This is a genomic window from Halorubrum ejinorense (assembly GCF_055389685.1).
Genome location: NZ_AP043777.1, coordinates 1,386,715 through 1,404,020 on the forward strand (window position 1 = coordinate 1,386,715; position 17,306 = coordinate 1,404,020).

Genomic DNA, 17,306 nt, shown 5'->3' on the forward strand with positions numbered 1-17,306 from the left:
GGGCAGTGTGTTTAGTCGCAATGGCAAACGGTAAGGTTGATTTCTTCAACGACACTGGCGGCTACGGTTTCATCTCGACTGACGACGGCGACCTCGACGACGACGAAGACGTGTTCTTCCACATGGAAGACGTCGGCGGCCCGGACCTCGAGGAGGGTCAGGAAGTGGAATTCGACATCGAATCGTCCCCCAAGGGACCCCGCGCGACGAACCTCGTCCGCAACTAACCCCCGAGTCGCGGACGACGCGTCCGCACGAACTACCGGATTTCGGCCGTCGCTCGACGTGATCGACGCCATCTCCGTTTCTTTCACACTTATCGCCCCTCGACGAGCGACGGCGCCTTCCTCGGTGAGCGACTGCGCTCCAACTGGTGAGCGACGGCGCTTCAGCCGACGACCGGCGCGCGTCGCCCGCTCCGCGCCGCGATCGACCGTTTAAATACGAGCGCGGGCCATGACCCTCCAGTGAGCGATCCGATCCCGACCGGCTGTCCCCCGGTCGACGGGCTGTTGGGCGGCGGCTTCGAGCGCGGCGTCGTCACGCAGGTGTACGGACCGCCGGCCGCGGGCAAGACGAACCTCGCGCTCGCCGCCGCGGTCGAAGTCGCGGCCGCCGGCGACCGCGCGCTCTACATCGACACGGAGGGGCTCTCCATCGACCGGTTCGAGCAGATGGCCGAGGGGCGACTCGACGGGAGCGACGGCGGCGACACGCTCGAAGAACTCGCCGCACGGCTGGTGATATCGGAGGCGTACGACTTCGACGACCAGCGCGAGGCCGTTCGCGACGCGGAGGAACTCGCCGAGGAGGTCGAACTGATCGTGTTAGACTCCGCGACGGGCTTCTACCGGCTGGAACGCGCCGGCGACACCCAGGGCGGCGAGTCGCTCCGCAAGGTCGCGAAACAGGTGACGCACCTCCTCTCTTTAGCCCGCCGTCACGACCTCGCGGTCGTCATCACCAATCAGGTGTTCACCGACCCCGAGGGTGACCGAGACCGCGCGCTCGGCGGCAACACCCTCAACCACTGGACCGGTGCGATCGCCCGCGTCGACCGGTTCCGCGGCGGGAACCGTCGGGTGACGTTGGAGAAACACCGCTCGAAGCCCGCCGGCGACACCGCGACCTTCCGGATCGTCGCCGACGGACTCGCCGAGGGCGCGGATGGGTAGCCTGTCGGCCGAAGTCGTTCAGCCGGCAGATAAGTCGGACTGTGTGCGACGTGCGGCGCTACCCGGCGGTCTTCGAACGACGGAACGGAATCAAAAATACGGTCGCGGTCGGCGTTCGGCGGGGATCCGAGCCGTCGAACGCGCTATCGGCTCACAGCTCGCCGAGCTTCCGCAGGAGCTGGCCGCGGTACTCCTCGTCGGCGTTGACGCCTTTGATCTCTAAGACGTTCCGTTCCAGCTTGTCGAGCGCGACGTGGAAGGCGTGTTCGGCGCCGTACCCCTCGCCCGACCCGCCGACCTGTCCCTCGTTGGTTCGGAGGCGGATCTGACACTGGATCAGTGGCGTGCCGCGGAGCTTCTCCTTGTGCGCGTGAAGCCGGACGTGCGCGTGGATGACGTGCATCGCCGCGTACTTGTCCGCGACCTGCTCGATGGACTCGACGATGTGTTCGCGGGAGGTCCCCTCCAGCAGGTCGACGTTCGTGATCTGGACGTCCATCGAGTCCTGCTCGGTGAACGTCAGCGCGCGCAACACGTCGGTCTTCGTCACCATGCCGGCCACGGTGTCCGCCCCCTCGGGCGTGACGACCAGCCCAGATACGTCGTTGTCGAACATGCGCTCGACGACCGCCTGCGCCGTCTCGTCCTCCGTCGCGGTGACGACCGGGCTCGACATGATGTCGTAGACGGGGATATCGAGCATGCGGTCGATGTCGCCCGCGCGGTCGCCGCTGCCCTGTCGCTCGTGGTCGCGGACGACGAACTCCACGATGTCGTTCGTCGTGACGACGCCGACGAGGTCGCCGTCCTCGTTGAGCACCGGGAGCCGCGAGACGCCGTTCTCGCGGAGGCGGTTGATCGCGCGGCCCACGCTGTCCTTCTCGCTGATCCCGATCACGTCCTCGGTCGCGATCTGGCCGACGGTGATCGCGTCGAGGCTGTCGAGGACGGCCTCCAGAATCTGGTCGACCGTGATGATGCCGTAGAGCTTCTCGCCCTCGTAGACGGGAGCGATCTTCACGTCACCCTCGACGAGGAGCCGAGCGGTCTCGCGGACGTCCTCGTGTCTGTCGACCGAGGGCGCCGGTTTCATGACGGCCGACACCTTCGTGTCGTCCTCCATGCGCGAGCGCATGAGCTGTTTCTCACCGACGACGCCGGCGTACTCGCCGTCGTCTGCGACGATGATCCCCTTGGGGTTCTCTCGCTCGAAGATAGAACGGACCTTGGCGAGTCGCTCGTCAACGTCCACCTCAACGTATTCAGGCACTGCGATATCAGCGATGTTCATGGTCCAGTTTAAGCGTTCGACGGGCCGGGTATTGAAAGTGCGGGGGTCGTCGCCCGCGCCGGCAGTGGTCGTCCGGTAGTCGGAATCGGCCTGAAGGTATTTCACCACGTCGGCCGAAGTACCGTCATGAAGCTCTCGACCGCGCTGATCGCGGTCGGCGTCGCGCTGATCGTGATCCCGCTGCCGGTCCCCATCCCCTTCGTCGGCGTGATCGTCGGAACGCTCCTGCTGCTCGCGGGGCTCTTCGTCCGGCTGTTCGGGGTGTGAAACCTTTTTGCCCGCTACCGACGCAGGGGAAGGCGTGTACGACGCCGTCGTCCTCGACAACGACGGGGTGTTGGTCGGCCGGACGCCGTTCGACACCCTCCGCGAGGCCGCGTGGGACGCGTTCGTGAGCCTCGGCGTCGAGGATCCTGACCTCGCCCACGTCGACGACGTGGCGGTCGGCGTCGACCCCGCGACCCTGACCGACATCTGCGAGCGCTACGGGCTGGACCCGACCGAGTTCTGGCGAGTCAGAGACGAGACCGCGGCCGCCGCGCAGATCGCCGCCGCCCGGAAGGGACAGAAGACCCCCTACGAGGACGTCGACGCCCTCCGCGCGCTGGACGCCTCGCTCGGCATCGTCTCCTCGAACCAGCAGGCGACCGTCGACGCGCTCCTCGACCACTTCGGTCTGACCGGCCACTTCGAGGCCGTGTACGGCCGCGAGCCCTCGGTCGCGAGCCTCTCGCGGAAGAAGCCCTCACCGTACTACCTCGAACGGGTCCTCGAAGACCTCGGCGCCGAGACGGCGCTGTTCGTCGGCGACAACGAGTCGGACGTCCGCGCGGCCGACAACGCCGGCATCGACTCCGCGTTCGTCCGCCGCCCCCACCGCCGGTCGACGGAGCTCACCTGCCACCCGACCTACGAGATCGACGACCTCCACGACCTCGTGAGCATCTGCGGGCGGGCTCCGGTCGACGACCCCGACCCGATCTGAGTGGGCCGTCTGGCGGCGGTCGGGGGTCTCTGTGCCCCCTCGCGCCCTCGGGCCCGCGTGACGGGGATTTTTTGTCCGTCTCGCGAGGAAATCCGGACGTGAACCTCCCACCGATCGGCCTCGGGACGATGGGTATCGACGATCCCGACACGGTCGCGACCGCGCTCGACGTCGGCTACCGCCACCTCGACACCGCTCGGATCTACGACAACGAGGCGGTCGTCGGGGAGGGACTCGCCGCCGGCCTCGCTGGAGGAGACCTCGATCGCGAGGACGTGACGGTGGCGACCAAACTCTGGATCGACGACCTCGCGGCCGACGCGGTCTCGCCCGCTGCCCGCGAGAGCGCGGACCGGCTCGGTGTCGATCGACTCGACCTCCTCTACGTCCACCGCCCTCGCGGGGAGTACGACCCCGACGCGACGCTCCCGGCGCTCGACCGACTCGTCGACGAGGGCCTCGTCCGCGGCGTCGGCGTGTCGAACTTCGAGCCGAGCGACCTCGACCGCGCGGTCGACGCCCTCGACGCGCCGATCGCGGCACACCAGACGGAGCTTCACCCGCTGTTCCACCGCCCGGAACTGCTCGAACACGCCCGCGAACACGGCTACGCGGTCGTCGCCTACTCGCCGCTCGCCGGCGGTCGCGTCCGCGAGGTAGATCCGGTCGTCGAGGCCGCCGAGGCCCACGACGCGACGCCGGAGGCGGTCGCTATCGCGTGGGCGACCGCGAAAGAGCCCGTGGTGGCGATCCCGAAGGCGTCGAGCGAGGCGCACCTCCGCGCGAACCTCGCGGCGACCGGCGTGGAACTGACCGACGCGGAGGTCGCCGCCATCGACGCGGTCGAACGCGAGGAGGAGCTGTTCCCGGAGTAGCCGATCCAAAATAATGGATCGAAATCAGATTCGGATCGACTCGATAAGCACGATCCCGGACGATTTTTACCCCGGCGACACCGACATCCGCGCATGACGGAGATCATCGACGGGGAGGCGGTCGCGGCGGACGTGCGCGACGCGGTGTCCGAGGAGGTGAGCCGACTGTCCGACGCCGGCGTCGAACCGGGGCTCGCCACGGTCCTGATGAGCGACGACCCCGCGAGCGAGACGTACGTCTCGATGAAACAGCGGGACTGCGAGGAGGTCGGCATCGAGAGCTTCCACGTCGAGATCGACGCCGACGCGCCGGCCGAGGAGCTGTACGAGACCGTCGACGACCTCAACGAACGCGACGACGTCCACGGGGTGCTCGTCCAGATGCCCGTGCCGGACCACGTCGATAAGCGAACGGTCCTCCGGCGGATCGCACCGGAGAAGGACGTCGACGGGTTCCACCCGGAGAACGTCGGCCGCCTCGTCGCCGGCGACGCGCGATTCAAGCCCTGTACCCCGCACGGCGTTCAGAAGCTGCTCGACGCGTACGACGTGGAGACGGAAGGGGCCGACGCGGTCGTCGTCGGCCGTTCCGACATCGTCGGCAAGCCGATGGCGAACCTGCTGATCCAGAAGTCGCCGACGGGGAACGCCACCACGACCGTCTGTCACTCCCGCACCGAGGACTTGGAGGGGAAGCTCGCGGACGCCGACATCGTCGTCGTGGCCGCCGGTATTCCGGAGTTCGTCGACGGCTCGATGCTCAAACCGGGCGCGACCGTGATCGACGTGGGGATCAACCGCGTCGACGCGGACACGGAGAAGGGGTACGAGCTGGTCGGCGACGTCGACTACGAGTCGGCGGCGGACGTCGCGGGCGCCATCACGCCCGTCCCCGGCGGCGTCGGGCCGATGACGCGCGCGATGCTGCTCTTCAACACGGTGCGGGCGGCCGGCATCCAGCACGACGTCGCGGTCGACCTGGACTGACGGCGGGGAAACGAGGTCGCGTTCCGGAGTCAGTCGTCGTCGCCCACCGCTCGGTTCCGGATCTCGATCCGACCCTCTATCTCGGGGTCGATGCCGCGTTCGCGGGCGTACTCCGCTAACACCTCGTACTGGATGTCGGCCTCGTCGATCCGGTGCCGCTGTGCCAGCGTCGGATACTCGTGTTCGGAGTGGAGGAGGTACTCGGAGACCGCCACCGTGTAGCGCCGGTCCGGGTCGATCGGCTCGCCGCCGACGGTGGCCTCCAAGATCAGCTCGGCGTCGTCGTCCCAGACCACCCGGGCGTTCGAGAGGTGACCGTGCCACCAGTCGTCCTCGCCGAAGTCGACGTCCGGGGCGGCCATCTCCCGGAACACGTCGTGTAGCTCCGCGCCGCTGACCGACACCAGCGCGACCGGCTCTTCGAACGGGATCAGACTGATCAGGTCGGCCTTCGTCACGCCGCCGTCGAACGCGTCGCCCTGCCGGATCCCACCGGCGTTAGAGAGCCCGACGTCGGCGTCGTGGACCCACCGGAACGCGTCGGCGACGAAGTTGCCGACCCGACACTCGCCGCCGTGAACCACGTCCCCGGAGCGCTCGATGGGCTCGGTCACCGTGTCGACGACCTCGTCGAGATCGGCCGCGGCCATCCGCTCGGCGAGCGCGTCCGCCAGCCCGGGTGCCGGCGCGGCCCCGTCGGGCTCGTGGAGCGTCGCGGTCGGCGGGTCGTCGCCGAGGTCGACCTCGCTGACCGCCTCGCCGTTGACTCCGGGGCGAACCAGCCGCGTGCCGGCGACCGTCTCGTTCCGGCGGCTGTGGACGTGGCCGCCGAGGATCGCGTCGGCGTCGAGTTCCCGGGCGAGGTCGTCGTCGCCCGCACCGAGGTGCGAGAGGACGACGGCGTGGTCGAGCCCGCCGCTCTCGCCCCCGTGGTCCCCGTCCGCGCCGTCACCGCTCCCGGCGGCCGCGGCGCGCATCTCGGCGAGCGCGTCGCGCGCGGCGACGACCGGGTCGTCGAACGAGAGGTCGGCCGCCATGGGGTTCAGCGAGTCGGTCGCGGGGTCGGTGACGCCGACGAACCCGACGGTCTCGTCGCACACCTCGCGGACCGCCCACGAGACGACCCCCTCGTCGCGACCGAACGGGTCGCCGTCCTCGTCACGAACGTTCGCGGAGACGAACGTCGCCGAAGCCTCGGCGACGAGACCGCGGAGCGCGTCCGGGCCGTAGTCGAACTCGTGGTTGCCGAAGGTGTCGAGTCGGGTGTCGGTCGCGTCGTAGAAGTCGAGGACCTGCCTGCCCGTCGCGACCAGCGAGAGGACGCCCGGCGCCGTCGTGTCGCCCGAGGCGACGACCGCCGCGTCCGGGCCCGAGAGCGCCCGAATGCGACCGGCGAGGCGGGCCGCTCGCTCGGGGGCGTCGAAGACGTTCTCGATGTCGGAGTAGTGAACGAGACGGACCATTCGATACGCGACCGGAGGGGCGAGCCACGGTTAAAAATCGCGGAGTCCGGCTCGGTTCGACGGTTTCGCCCCGAGCGCGCTGCGGTCGCCGTTCCGCGGGCGGAATTCGCTCCGTGAGCCGCGCTCGCATACGCACGAGACATTGAAAGCGCTTTTATGGATGTCCTGACTACCACGGGGCACAGCCTCTGTGGGGTTGATGATGTGCCGTTCCGTTAGGGACCGACCACGGGACGGGCACGCGAGCCCGCACGGAGGATAGGTGAACAACACATGCCCGTTTACGTAGACTACGACACCCCAGCAGACCTCGCGGAGCGATCCCTCGAAGCGCTCGAGGTCGCCCGAGACACCGGTACCGTCAAGAAAGGAACCAACGAGACGACCAAGGCGGTCGAGCGCGGTAACGCCGACCTCGTCGTCGTCGCCGAAGACGTCTCCCCCGAGGAGATCGTCATGCACCTCCCCGAACTCGCCGAAGAGAAGGGTATCCCCGTCGTGTTCGTCGACACGCAGGACGAAGTCGGTCAGGCCGCCGGCCTCGAAGTCGGCTCGGCCGCCGCCGCCGTCGTCGACGCCGGCGACGCCGATGAGGACGTCGAGGACATCGGCGAGAAGGTCGCGGAGCTCCGATAACCACCCATGAGCGCAGAAGAGGGCACCGGCGACTCGACGGTCGCGGAGGTCATCGAGGTCGTCGGCAAAACCGGGATGCACGGCGAGGCCATGCAGGTCAAGTGCCGCATCCAGGAGGGATCGAACCAGGGCCGGATCATCACCCGGAACGTCCTGGGTCCCGTCCGTCTGGGCGACGTGCTCCAGCTACGGGAGACCCAGCGCGACGCCGACTCCATCGGAGGCCGATAACCAATGGTCGAGACACGCACCTGTGACTACAGCGGGGAGGAGATCGAGCCCGGTACGGGCACGATGTTCGTGAAGAAGGACGGACAGATCCTCCACTTCGTCGACTCGAAGGCGGAGAAGAACTACTTCCTCGGGCGCGAGGCCCGTGACCTCGAGTGGACCGAAGAGGGCCACCGAGCCGGAGGAGACGACCAGTGAGCCACCACGACGAGCGCACCTTCGTGATGGTCAAGCCCGACGGCGTCCAGCGCGGTCTCATCGGCGAGATCGTCTCTCGCTTCGAGGACCGCGGGCTCAAGCTCGTCGCCGGGAAGTTCGTCCAGCTGGACGAGGAGCTCGCGAAAGACCACTACGGTGAACACGAGGACAAGCCGTTCTTCGACGGCCTCGTCGAGTTCATCACCTCCGGCCCCGTCTTCGCGATGGTGTGGGAGGGCGCGGACGCGACTCGACAGGTCCGCGCGATGGTCGGCGAGACCGACCCCGCCGAGTCCGCCCCGGGCACGATCCGCGGCGACTTCGGCTTAGACCTCGGCCACAACGTGATCCACGCGTCGGACCACGAGGACGAGGGCGCCAACGAGCGCGAGATCGACCTGTTCTTCGACGAGGACGAACTCGTCGACTACGACCTCGACACCTCGGCGTGGGTGTACGAGGACGAAGACCACTGACGCGGCCGCGCCCCGTCTTTTCGGACTGTCGGTTGCTGTACGCTCCGTGACGCCCGGCGAGCCCTCGGTCTGCCGACACACCTCGTTTCCGGTGAACTCGCCCGCAAAATCACCCGCGCGTGTCCGTTTTCCGATCGAACCCGAGAGATAAACGGGCCGTTCGCGACGGCTCAGGTGTCGATCGCGAAGGCGGTCCCCTCGTCGGTGACCACGATCACCTCGTCGCCGCCGTCGCCCGTGACGTCGGCGAACAGCGGGCCGCCGTAGACGACGGCCTCGGCGGGGCCGCCCCGAGCGATCACCCTGCCGCGTTGCGTCATCGCGAGCACCTCTCCGTCCCGGTTGACCGCCACGGGGGCGAGTTCGCCGTCCCCGTCGACGTCGCCGACGCCCGGCGCGTTGATCCGAGTCGACGCGCCGTACTGCTGTTTCCAGACGACCTCGCCGTCGAGGAGGTCGACGGCCCACACGCTCCCGGATCCGCCGACGTACACGTTTCCGGGGTCCGCGTCGCCGATTTCGACCGGGAGGTCCTGAAGTCCGACCTCGTACCGGCCCGACCCGTCGCTCGTCTCGACGGTCTGGATGTTCCCGTTCGCTCCGCCGAGCGCGATCACGGGGCCGTCCCGGCTGTCAGCCGCGTTCCAGCTCAGCGGATTGACGCTCGGCGTGGTCGTCCAGCGCGCCTCGCCGCGCTCGTCGAGCATGTGGATCGTGGCGGGGTTCCCCGCGTTCGTCAACACCGCGAGACCGCCGCGTTCGCCCGCCTCTGCGTCGGGCTCGACGACGAGCGGCCGACGAGTGACTTCTCCCGGGAGCGAGGTCTCGACGACCGACTCTCCCCCGCCGTCGACGACGCGGACGGTCCCGTCGGTCGCGAGCGAGGCGACCTCGGCGTTCCCGTCCCCGGTGAGGTCACCGATCGCGGGCCGGAGTCCGCCGGGGCCGTCGAGGTCGACCGCGAACCGCACCGTCCCGTCGTCCGCATCGAGGACGACGAGCGTGCCGGGCGCCGTGGTGAGCGCGACCACCGGGTCCCCGCCGAGGGTTCCCGCGGTGAGCCCGCTCACGGCGACCGGACCCTCGGACGCGTTCCCGTCGTCGCCTCCGGCGGCGTCGCCGCCGCCGCGTTCCGCGTCGGGTCCCGAAATCGGCGTCGTCCACGCCGCGCCGTCGGTCCCCGCGACCGTCGCGCGGACGACCCGCGACTCGTTCTCGACGGCGGGTCGGAGGAGCAGCGGGTCACCGTCGACGGTCGCGATCACGGCCCCGCTCCCGTCGTCGCCGGCCGCCGGCTCGGACTCCCAGACGACCGTCGCCTCCGTGGTGGCGTCGTCGACGCCGACGAACGCGAACAGCGCGACGCCGACGCCGGTCGCGCCGCCGGCCAACAGGATCAGCATCGCGAACAGGACGCGTCGGTCCATTTGATCCACGTTCGGGCGTCGCCGTGAAACGGTTGTCGGATGTGGCCCCGCCCACAGACTGGCTCGGAGCGCGGTCTCGCGGAGTGCGTCGTTCTGACCGCGGCCGACTACAGCAGCGTCGCCACGTGCTCGGCGTGCGCGTCGCCGACGAGGTCCCGCAGCGCCGCGGGGTCCCGCTCGCCGTCGGCGTTGACGAGGTAGACGGTGCCGTTGCGGTCGCCGTACACGCCGTGGAAGTCGTAGACGAACCCGTAGACGGTCGCGTCCGCCGTCTCCTCGCACTCGACGGCGAACGCGACCTGTTCGTGGACGTTGTACTCGACGAGCCGGTCCCGAACCGAAGCGTCATCGGCCGCGTCTCCGTCGCCCGTTCCGTCACCCGCGTCCCCGTCGCCCGTTCCGTCACCCGCGTCCCCGTCGCTCGTTCCGTCGCGCTCACCGTCGGCGGCCGCACCGACGACGCTCGGGTCCGTCAAGCCGGCCTCGACGATGGGGAGCAGCGTCTCGACGTCGGCGCGGACTCCCGGTTCGGGCGGGAACTCACCGGTCCGAGCGGCCGTGAGCGCGGCGCCGATCGCTCCGCACCCGGTGTGGCCGACCACGGCGAGGACCTCGGTCTGGGTGTGACGGAGCGGGTACGCCACGCTCCCGTCGAGGACGCGCTCCCCGTCGACGACGGTGCTCACGCTGTTCCCGATGGCTCCTGAGGTGAAGAGGAACCCCGGCTCCTCGACGGCGAACATCCCCTCTTGAGAGACGCGCGAGTCGGAACAGCAGACGGAGACCACCCCGGGACGCTGGCCCTCCTGGTGACGGTCGAAGGCGTCGGGCCGGAGCGCAGCGACGTGAACGTCGTTGCGGCCGAGGAGGTCGACGAGTAGATCGTGACCCATACTCGCGCAACTCCCCGCGGGAATAAAAAACGACCCCGGCGCGTGCGTGGCCTGCCGGCCTGCCGCGTGTCGCCGCCGGAACGGTCGGTCCGCGTCAGGCGACGAGCCCGACCACGGAGACCAGAACGCCGAAGACGAACACCGCGAGGAGCGCGACCGTCGCGACCACGACCGCGGGCGCGAGCATCTCCTCGTTCTCGTTGAGAACGAAGTCTTCCATGTTTACCATGTCGGAGGCGTCGTCGCGGCGGGGTTTGAACGCTTCGCTCGGACGCGGCCCGTCGAGCGCTCGGGCCGGGTCGTTTCCGGGTCCCCTCCGGGGCGGTCACTTCGGGGGCGGGCGTCGACCTCGCCGACGTGTTTTTGTGCGTCCGGCGTGGCGGTTACGCCAACACTATGCCACGCGAACAGTACCAGACGAAACTGGAAGGCCTCCGCGACGACGTCCTCTACATGAGCGAGGTCGTCGCAGAGCGCCTCAGGATGGGGCTCGACGCCCTCGAACAGCAGGACAGCGAACTCGGTGAGGAGGTGATCACCGGCGACGCCGAGATCAACGACCTGTACCTCGAACTGGAGGGCCAGTGTACGGACCTCATCGCGCTCCAACAGCCGGTCGCCGGCGACCTGCGGTTCATCGCGGCGTCGTTCAAGATCATCACCGACCTCGAACGGATCGCGGACCTCGCGACGAACCTCGGGGAGTACGCCAAACGGGCCGACCGCGAGGTGTTCCCCGACGTCGACGTCCAGCGCATCGGCGACGACACGCTGGACATGTTAGAGCAGGCGATGGACGCGTACGCGGAGTCGAGCCCGGAGCACTGTTACGCCGTCGCCGAGGCTGACGACGACCTCGACGCGGCCTGCGAGGCGGCGAGCGACCTCGTCGTCCGCGACCTGATCGAGCGCGACGAACTGCGCGAGGACGCCGACGTGGAAGCGACGATGCAAAACGTCTCGCGGCTCCTCCTCACCGTGCGCGACCTCGAACGCGTGGGCGACCACGCGGTCAACATCGCCGCCCGGTCGCTGTACATGATCGAGAACGACGACGAACTGCTGTACTGACCGTCGGCTGGCGGTTTTTTCGTTCGGAGCGATCCCGACAGATAGACCCCCGCCTTCGTGACCTACACCCCCGAGAGCTATACGGAATCCGTCCCCGACCTCGGTTCCCACCTCCGGTTACAGATTCGGAATCGTGACGACGGCCACGTTGCCGTCCTCGTACCTGAACGTCAACTCCCCCCGTAGCTTCTGGACGCTCCAGTAGACGAGCCACAGCCCGATTCCCTGTCCGTGCTGGAGCGGCGTCTCGCCGCCCGCTCGAATCGTGTCGAGTTCGTGTTCCGGTATCCGCTCGTTGTCGTCGCGGACCTCGAAGACGAACCGCCCGTCCGTCTCCGGCGACTCCCTGACGCTCACCCGAACCGTCGGGTCCGACTCCGCCGAGTGGACGACGGCGTTCTCGATCAGGTTCGACAACGCGGTCGAAAGCAGCAGCGAGTCGGTCCGGATCCGAAGGTCCGAAGGCCGTACGGTGCGCTCGACTGACGGGTCCTCGTCCGCGTCCCCCCACGTTTCGTCGATCGAGTCCAAGACCGCGGAGGGCGAGCAGGCCTCAGGCCGGACGCCCCGCTCTTGGATCTTCTCGAACTCGCGTACCTTCTCCGCGATCGAGAGCAGCCGGTCGCTCGCGGCCGCGATCGTTCCCGCCTGTTGTGACCGTTCCGAATCCCGCAGGTCCGAGGTGAGCAGCCTCGCGTGGCCGCCGATCAGCGTCATCTCGTTCCGGAGGTTGTGTCTGAGAACCCTGTTGAGCACCGAGAGCTGCTGTTCGCGCTGCCGCTCCTCTGTCACGTCGTATAAGACCAGCATGGTCCCGACTGTCTCGCCGCCCGGGTCGGTCAACACCGTGTCGGACACCGCGAACGTCTTGCCGCCCGCCTCGTCGGCCGACACCTCACCCGCTTCACGGAGCGCCGCTAAGTCGAAACCGAAGACGGCTTCGAGCGGTCTCGGGAGCGCTGCCGACGGTTCATCGAAGAACAGCGCCGCAGCGCTGTCGTTCACCCGGACGATCCGGCGTTCGGTGTCGAGGACGAACACCGGCTCGGACAGCGAGTTGAGCCCGGTCCGTTCCGCCATCCGTTGGGTGGCCGGGTTGCTCTCGAACATGTGCGTCCCGACGAACGCGTACGCGTCGAGTGACACGTGAACGAGCATCAGGGGCGCCGTGAGATGTAACTGCGGGACCGGCCCCACCTCGAACAGCCACAGCGACACGCCGACGGTGGGGGGCACGGTGCTCAGGACGACCGCCGTGGCTTCGCGCCGATACAGCGGCCCGTAGCTCGATATCGCGCCGACCAACAGGAGCGACCCCACGCCGCCGGTTCCGATGGAGAACAGGAGCGCGACGATCCCTACCGGCTGGACCGCGTAGGAAACGGTCGCGAGACCGAACGCCGGCGCGAACTGAAAGTCGGTCCAGATCAGGTGATGGACCGGGTTCGTCACCGCCGCGACGCCCGCCACGAGCGGGACGGCACCGACGAGTGCGAGGAGCGGCGCGTTGACGAGGTCCCGGCGCCCGGTGTAATCGAGTCCGAACACGAGGAAAAACGGCCCCATGAAACAGAGGGCCGTGAACGAGACCACGCCGAGCGCGACCCGGACCGACTCGTTGCTGACGAGCAACGAGGCGCCGTACGAGCCACAGAACACCGCGACGGCCGCCATGTTCCCCATGAACCAGTCCGACCCCGACCTCCCCTCTTGGAGGTGTAGATACCAGAGTAGGTACGACGCGCCGACGGCGGCACCGAACGAACCGAGGACGACCCCGATTCCGATGGCGCTCGCGTTCATCGAAGTACCAGTCGGTTAAATGGAGCCTGTGATAAACTTGTGGTCACGGCCGTCCGATCGCGTCCACGCCCTTCCGTGATCGAACCCGCACTCCCGCACGGGGACACCGTTCTCCGGCGTGCCGCCGTCGCCCCCGCACCGAGAGCGACGGGGTACCGGAGCTCCCTCCCCCGCTGCTCGACCCGTGTCCGCCCCCTCAGTCTCCCTTTCCGCTCGACAGGAGCGCGACCCCGGTGACCGACATCGAGACGCCGAGGAGAACGAGGCCGAGGTACGCGACCGCTATCGTCCCCATGTCTTGGATCGCCGAGTGGTACTCGCTGGTCGCGTGGAGGAACAGCAGCAGGGTACCGACGGCGCTGACGAGGAGCCCTCCAACGCTCGTCAGTAGTCCTAATTTCGCCATGATGTCATCTCGCTTCCGTCGGTCCGAAACGGGGTCGTCGTCGTTCATTACCTTTTTCGTTTTTCTCTCGGCTCGACGGCCGACGGGAGTCGTTCTCGCCGGGGACACGATTTAATTACCTCAGTACCGTACGGATCGTCGTTGATTCTCCACACGTCTCGCTGTCGAGCCGTCGAGCGTCGGGCGGCCCTCCGCGCCGGAGGTCACCGGTGAGCCTCCGCGAGCGCGTCGGGAGCCTGTTCAAGTCCCAGTCGGAACTCGACCTGACCGACGGCTCGATCCCGTGGTCGCTGTTTTTCCTGTCGCTGCCGATCGTCATCACCAATCTCCTCCAAGTCGGCTACAACCTCGCGGACACGTTCTGGCTCGGCCGGTACAGCACCGAAGCGCTGGCGGCGATCAGCCTCGGTTTCCCGCTCGTCTACCTGTTCATCTCGCTGGGACTCGGCCTCACGGTCGCCGGAAGCGTCCTGGTCGCACAACACACCGGGGCGGAGCAGTCCGAGCGCGCGGAGTACGCGGCCTCGCAGACGGTCGCGTTCACGCTGTTGGCCGGCGTCGGCCTCGGCGCCCTCGGCTTCCAGTTCGTCGCCGACCTGCTGAACGTCTTCGAGGCGGAACCGGCGGTGCTGGGGTTGGCGACCGAGTACATGGAGGTCATCAGCCTCGGACTGCCGTTCCTCTTCGGTTTCACCGTCTTCATCGCGCTGATGCGCGGCGCCGGCGACACCGTCACGCCGATGCTGGTGATGTTCGGCACGGTCGTCCTCAACGTCGCCCTCGATCCCCTGCTGATCTTCGGCGTCGGACCGCTGCCCGAACTCGGCGTCGAGGGGGCGGCGATCGCGACCGTCTTCTCCCGGGGATCGGCGATGGTCGTCGGACTCTGGATCATGCTCCGCGGCGCCCACGGGATCCAGATCCACCCCAGACAGATGGTGCCCGACCTCGGGTACAGCCGGAAACTGCTGCGGATCGGCGTCCCGGCGTCGATCGAGAACACCGGCCGGGCGGTATCGATCAACGCCGTGTTGGTCATCGTGACGCTGTTCTCGACCCCGGTCGTCGCGGGCTTCGGCGTCGGCGTCCGCGTCTTCTCGATGATCTTCATGCCCGCCATCGCCATCGACCGCGGCGTCGAGGCGATGACCGGACAGAACATCGGCGCCGGCCGCGAGGACCGCGTCGTCGCGACCAACCGGTTCGCCGCGAAGACGTCGTTCGTCCTCCTGTCGCTGCTCGGCGTCGTCACCTTCGCGTTCGCGCCGGACATCATCGCCGTGTTCGACGACTCGCCGGCCGTCGTCGCCGAGGGGGCGTCGTTCCTCCGGTGGATCGCTCCGACGTTCGGCTTCGTCGGCGTGCTCCGCGCGTACAGCGGCGGGTTCCGCGGGGCCGGGAAGACGCTGACCGCCGCCGCCATCGCGGTCGTGCTGTTCGGCTTCATCCGGCTCCCGATCGCGTACGTCGCCTCGCAGGGGCTCGTCCCGACCGACGCGTGGTTCTTCGGTTCCCCCAGCCCGACGGGCATCTGGTTCGCCTTCGCCGTCTCCGGGGTCGTCGCGGCGGTCGTCGCCGCCGGCTGGTTCGAGAGCGGCGGTTGGCGCGGCAGCGCCCTGACCGACGGAGCCGACGCCGACGCGACCGACGAGTCCGGGAACGGGGAGGACGCCGGCGGCACGGCCGCCGTCGGCGACGACTCGACTACCGCCGGCGACGAACCGACCCCCGCGGCCGACGAATCGACGACGACCGGTGACGACTGAGGTCGCGGCCGCGCGCGCGACCCGGGCGCACGACACCGGCCGAATCCGATGCTGATCGCTGCTCGCGCACCCCGTCGGTTCGGCCGATTCCAATCGCGTTGATCCCGTGTTTTTAGTCGGTAGAGCCCGTTAGAACTGATATACTGAATGTCGATCGAAAACCCACAGCGAGCCTCGTCTGCGCCGATCGAGGTGCTCCACGTCGACGACGATCCGGCGGTTCTCGACCTCACGCAGTCCTTCCTCGACGAGGAGTTGGACGCGGTCACCGTCGCGACGACGACGGACCCCGACGAGGCGCTCGAACGGCTCGACGCGGAGACGTTCCACTGCGTCGTCAGCGACCTCGAGATGCCGGGGCGCGACGGGCTCGAACTGCTCGAAGCGGTGCGTGACCGGTACCCCGACCTCCCGTTCGTCCTCTACACCGGGAAGGGGAGCGAGGAGATCGCCGCGGAGGCGATCAACGCCGGCGTCACGGGCTACCTCCAGAAGGGCGGGCCGGACCAGATCCGTCGGCTCGCGAACCGGGTCCAGCACGCGGCGGCGGAACACCGCAGTCGAATCGAGTCCGAGCGCTACTCGACGGTCTTGCGGGCGCTCGGCTACCCGGTTTACGTCGTCAACGAGGACGCCGCGTTCGAGTACGTCAACGAGGCGTTCGTCGAGCTGACCGGCTACGACCGCGAGGAGATACTCGGCAGCACGCCGGGTCTGATCAAGACCGACGAGGGAGTCGAGACGGCGAACGACATGCTCTCGCAGATCGTCTCCTCGACCGGCCCGGACAGACAGAAGTTCAAAGTCGACATCCGCACCGCCGACGGCGACGTCGTGCCGTGTTACGACCACATGGCCGCGCTCCCCTTCGACGACGAGTTCCGCGGCTCGGTCGGGATACTCAGGGACGCGACCGCCGAGCAGCGGCGACGCCAGGAGCTGCTCCGACAGAACGAACGCCTCGACGAGTTCACGTCGATCGTCTCACACGACCTCCGGACGCCGCTCGGGAACGCGAAGACGGCGGCTGACCTCGCTCGGGCGACGGGGGACGAGGACGCGTTCGACCGGCTCGAAACGGAGCACGAGCGGATGGAACAGATGATCGAGGACCTGCTGACGCTCGCCCGCGAGGGGCAGACGGTCTCGGAGACCGAGCCCACGGACGTGACCGCCATCGCCGCCGAGGCGTGGGAGCCGTTCTGCTGTGCGGACGACTCGCTCGACCTGCCGGACGCGGAGCTGGTCGTCGACGGCGACCCGTCCCGACTCCGTCAGCTGCTGGAGAACCTCATGCGGAACGCGGTCGAACACGCCGACTCGCCGGTCACGGTGACGGTCGGTCGCGTCGGCGACGGATTCTACGTCGCCGACAACGGGCCGGGGATCGACCGGGAACGCCGCGAGCAGGTCTTCGAGCCCGGCTACACCACCGCCGCCGGCGGAACCGGATTCGGCCTCTCGATCGTAAAGCGGGTCGCCGACGCGCACGGCTGGGAAGTGACGATAACCGAAGGCGAGGCGGGCGGTGCGCGGTTCGAGTTCGTCGACCAGCGGTCGGACGCGACCACCGAGGCGCTGTCCGTCTCGTAGCGACGCGGTCTCGGAGCCGAGGCCCGTCGG

20 protein-coding genes are annotated in these 17,306 nt (G+C 68.5%); 13 read left to right on the forward strand and 7 right to left on the reverse strand.

Annotation, left to right across the window (positions count from 1 at the left end):
• The first annotated feature begins 20 nt into the window (after window positions 1-20).
• Together ACZ5KW_RS08060 and radB are read left to right on the forward strand one after the other, a co-directional pair.
• Window positions 21-227: a cold-shock protein gene (locus ACZ5KW_RS08060; RefSeq protein WP_004595330.1), complete on the forward strand. Its 207-nt coding sequence runs from the start codon at window positions 21-23 to the stop codon at window positions 225-227.
• A 240-nt stretch (window positions 228-467) separates the two neighbouring features.
• Window positions 468-1,175: a DNA repair and recombination protein RadB gene (gene radB, locus ACZ5KW_RS08065; protein ID WP_343780303.1), complete on the forward strand. Its 708-nt coding sequence runs from the start codon at window positions 468-470 to the stop codon at window positions 1,173-1,175.
• A 151-nt stretch (window positions 1,176-1,326) separates the two neighbouring features.
• On the opposite strand, the gene ACZ5KW_RS08070 is transcribed toward radB, so the two are convergent.
• Complete coding sequence (locus ACZ5KW_RS08070) at window positions 1,327-2,466, reverse strand: CBS domain-containing protein (protein WP_343780305.1); 1,140 nt, start codon at window positions 2,464-2,466, stop codon at window positions 1,327-1,329.
• A 126-nt stretch (window positions 2,467-2,592) separates the two neighbouring features.
• Here ACZ5KW_RS08070 and ACZ5KW_RS08075 point away from each other — a divergent pair, with 126 nt between their 5' ends.
• The 4 genes from ACZ5KW_RS08075 to ACZ5KW_RS08090 all read left to right on the forward strand — a co-directional run bounded on the left by ACZ5KW_RS08075 (window position 2,593) and on the right by ACZ5KW_RS08090 (window position 5,313).
• Window positions 2,593-2,733 carry a hypothetical protein gene (locus ACZ5KW_RS08075; RefSeq protein ID WP_343780306.1) on the forward strand — a complete coding sequence of 47 codons (141 nt, stop codon included), beginning with the start codon at window positions 2,593-2,595 and terminating at the stop codon, window positions 2,731-2,733.
• 34 nt (window positions 2,734-2,767) lie between these two features.
• A complete protein-coding gene (locus ACZ5KW_RS08080; protein WP_343780307.1) occupies window positions 2,768-3,451 on the forward strand; it encodes an HAD family hydrolase in 684 nt (227 codons plus the stop codon).
• Between the two features lie 98 nt (window positions 3,452-3,549).
• The gene (locus ACZ5KW_RS08085; RefSeq protein ID WP_343780308.1) at window positions 3,550-4,326 is read left to right on the forward strand and encodes an aldo/keto reductase; all 777 of its coding nucleotides are present in this window, start codon (window positions 3,550-3,552) and stop codon (window positions 4,324-4,326) included.
• A gap of 93 nt (window positions 4,327-4,419) precedes the next feature.
• The gene (locus ACZ5KW_RS08090; protein ID WP_343780309.1) at window positions 4,420-5,313 is read left to right on the forward strand and encodes a bifunctional methylenetetrahydrofolate dehydrogenase/methenyltetrahydrofolate cyclohydrolase; all 894 of its coding nucleotides are present in this window, start codon (window positions 4,420-4,422) and stop codon (window positions 5,311-5,313) included.
• Window positions 5,314-5,342: 29 nt separating this feature from the next.
• On the opposite strand, the gene ACZ5KW_RS08095 is transcribed toward ACZ5KW_RS08090, so the two are convergent.
• Window positions 5,343-6,776, reverse strand: coding sequence for a bifunctional metallophosphatase/5'-nucleotidase (locus ACZ5KW_RS08095; RefSeq protein ID WP_343780310.1), 1,434 nt, complete (start codon window positions 6,774-6,776; stop codon window positions 5,343-5,345).
• Between the two features lie 273 nt (window positions 6,777-7,049).
• On the opposite strand from ACZ5KW_RS08095, the gene rpl7ae reads away from it, so the two are divergent.
• From rpl7ae to ndk, 4 genes are read left to right on the forward strand one after another with little or no spacing between them, the layout of a single operon-like run.
• Window positions 7,050-7,412 (forward strand): 50S ribosomal protein L7Ae, encoded by a 363-nt coding sequence (rpl7ae, locus tag ACZ5KW_RS08100; RefSeq protein ID WP_343780311.1) that lies wholly within the window; start codon window positions 7,050-7,052, stop codon window positions 7,410-7,412.
• A 6-nt stretch (window positions 7,413-7,418) separates the two neighbouring features.
• Window positions 7,419-7,643, forward strand: coding sequence for a 30S ribosomal protein S28e (locus ACZ5KW_RS08105; protein ID WP_343780312.1), 225 nt, complete (start codon window positions 7,419-7,421; stop codon window positions 7,641-7,643).
• A 3-nt stretch (window positions 7,644-7,646) separates the two neighbouring features.
• Window positions 7,647-7,841 carry a 50S ribosomal protein L24e gene (locus tag ACZ5KW_RS08110; RefSeq protein WP_343780314.1) on the forward strand — a complete coding sequence of 65 codons (195 nt, stop codon included), beginning with the start codon at window positions 7,647-7,649 and terminating at the stop codon, window positions 7,839-7,841.
• On the forward strand, window positions 7,838-8,317 hold the full coding sequence (gene ndk / locus ACZ5KW_RS08115) for a nucleoside-diphosphate kinase (protein WP_343780315.1): 480 nt from the start codon (window positions 7,838-7,840) through the stop codon (window positions 8,315-8,317). Before ACZ5KW_RS08110 ends, ndk begins: the two co-directional genes overlap by 4 nt.
• 170 nt (window positions 8,318-8,487) lie before the next feature.
• On the opposite strand, the gene ACZ5KW_RS08120 is transcribed toward ndk, so the two are convergent.
• From ACZ5KW_RS08120 to ACZ5KW_RS08130, 3 genes are all read right to left on the reverse strand, one after another.
• Window positions 8,488-9,744: an outer membrane protein assembly factor BamB family protein gene (locus ACZ5KW_RS08120; RefSeq protein ID WP_343780316.1), complete on the reverse strand. Its 1,257-nt coding sequence runs from the start codon at window positions 9,742-9,744 to the stop codon at window positions 8,488-8,490.
• A 107-nt stretch (window positions 9,745-9,851) separates the two neighbouring features.
• The gene (locus ACZ5KW_RS08125) at window positions 9,852-10,637 is read right to left on the reverse strand and encodes a carbonic anhydrase (RefSeq protein WP_343780317.1); all 786 of its coding nucleotides are present in this window, start codon (window positions 10,635-10,637) and stop codon (window positions 9,852-9,854) included.
• 94 nt (window positions 10,638-10,731) lie between these two features.
• The gene (locus ACZ5KW_RS08130) at window positions 10,732-10,866 is read right to left on the reverse strand and encodes a hypothetical protein (protein ID WP_343780319.1); all 135 of its coding nucleotides are present in this window, start codon (window positions 10,864-10,866) and stop codon (window positions 10,732-10,734) included.
• Window positions 10,867-11,033: 167 nt separating this feature from the next.
• Between ACZ5KW_RS08130 and phoU the strand changes: the two genes are divergently transcribed.
• Window positions 11,034-11,708 (forward strand): phosphate signaling complex protein PhoU, encoded by a 675-nt coding sequence (gene phoU / locus ACZ5KW_RS08135; protein WP_343780321.1) that lies wholly within the window; start codon window positions 11,034-11,036, stop codon window positions 11,706-11,708.
• A 117-nt stretch (window positions 11,709-11,825) separates the two neighbouring features.
• Here the strand turns inward: phoU and ACZ5KW_RS08140 are convergent, their stop codons facing one another.
• Both ACZ5KW_RS08140 and ACZ5KW_RS08145 read right to left on the reverse strand, forming a co-directional pair.
• Window positions 11,826-13,511, reverse strand: a complete 1,686-nt coding sequence (locus tag ACZ5KW_RS08140; RefSeq protein ID WP_343780322.1) for a histidine kinase N-terminal 7TM domain-containing protein — start codon at window positions 13,509-13,511, stop codon at window positions 11,826-11,828.
• A 196-nt stretch (window positions 13,512-13,707) separates the two neighbouring features.
• The gene (locus ACZ5KW_RS08145; protein WP_343780323.1) at window positions 13,708-13,965 is read right to left on the reverse strand and encodes a hypothetical protein; all 258 of its coding nucleotides are present in this window, start codon (window positions 13,963-13,965) and stop codon (window positions 13,708-13,710) included.
• A gap of 161 nt (window positions 13,966-14,126) precedes the next feature.
• Between ACZ5KW_RS08145 and ACZ5KW_RS08150 the strand changes: the two genes are divergently transcribed.
• Both ACZ5KW_RS08150 and ACZ5KW_RS08155 read left to right on the forward strand, forming a co-directional pair.
• Entirely contained in the window at window positions 14,127-15,683 is a 1,557-nt protein-coding gene (locus ACZ5KW_RS08150; protein ID WP_343780324.1) for an MATE family efflux transporter, read from the forward strand.
• Window positions 15,684-15,830: 147 nt separating this feature from the next.
• Complete coding sequence (locus ACZ5KW_RS08155) at window positions 15,831-17,276, forward strand: sensor histidine kinase (protein WP_343780326.1); 1,446 nt, start codon at window positions 15,831-15,833, stop codon at window positions 17,274-17,276.
• Window positions 17,277-17,306 lie beyond the last annotated feature (30 nt).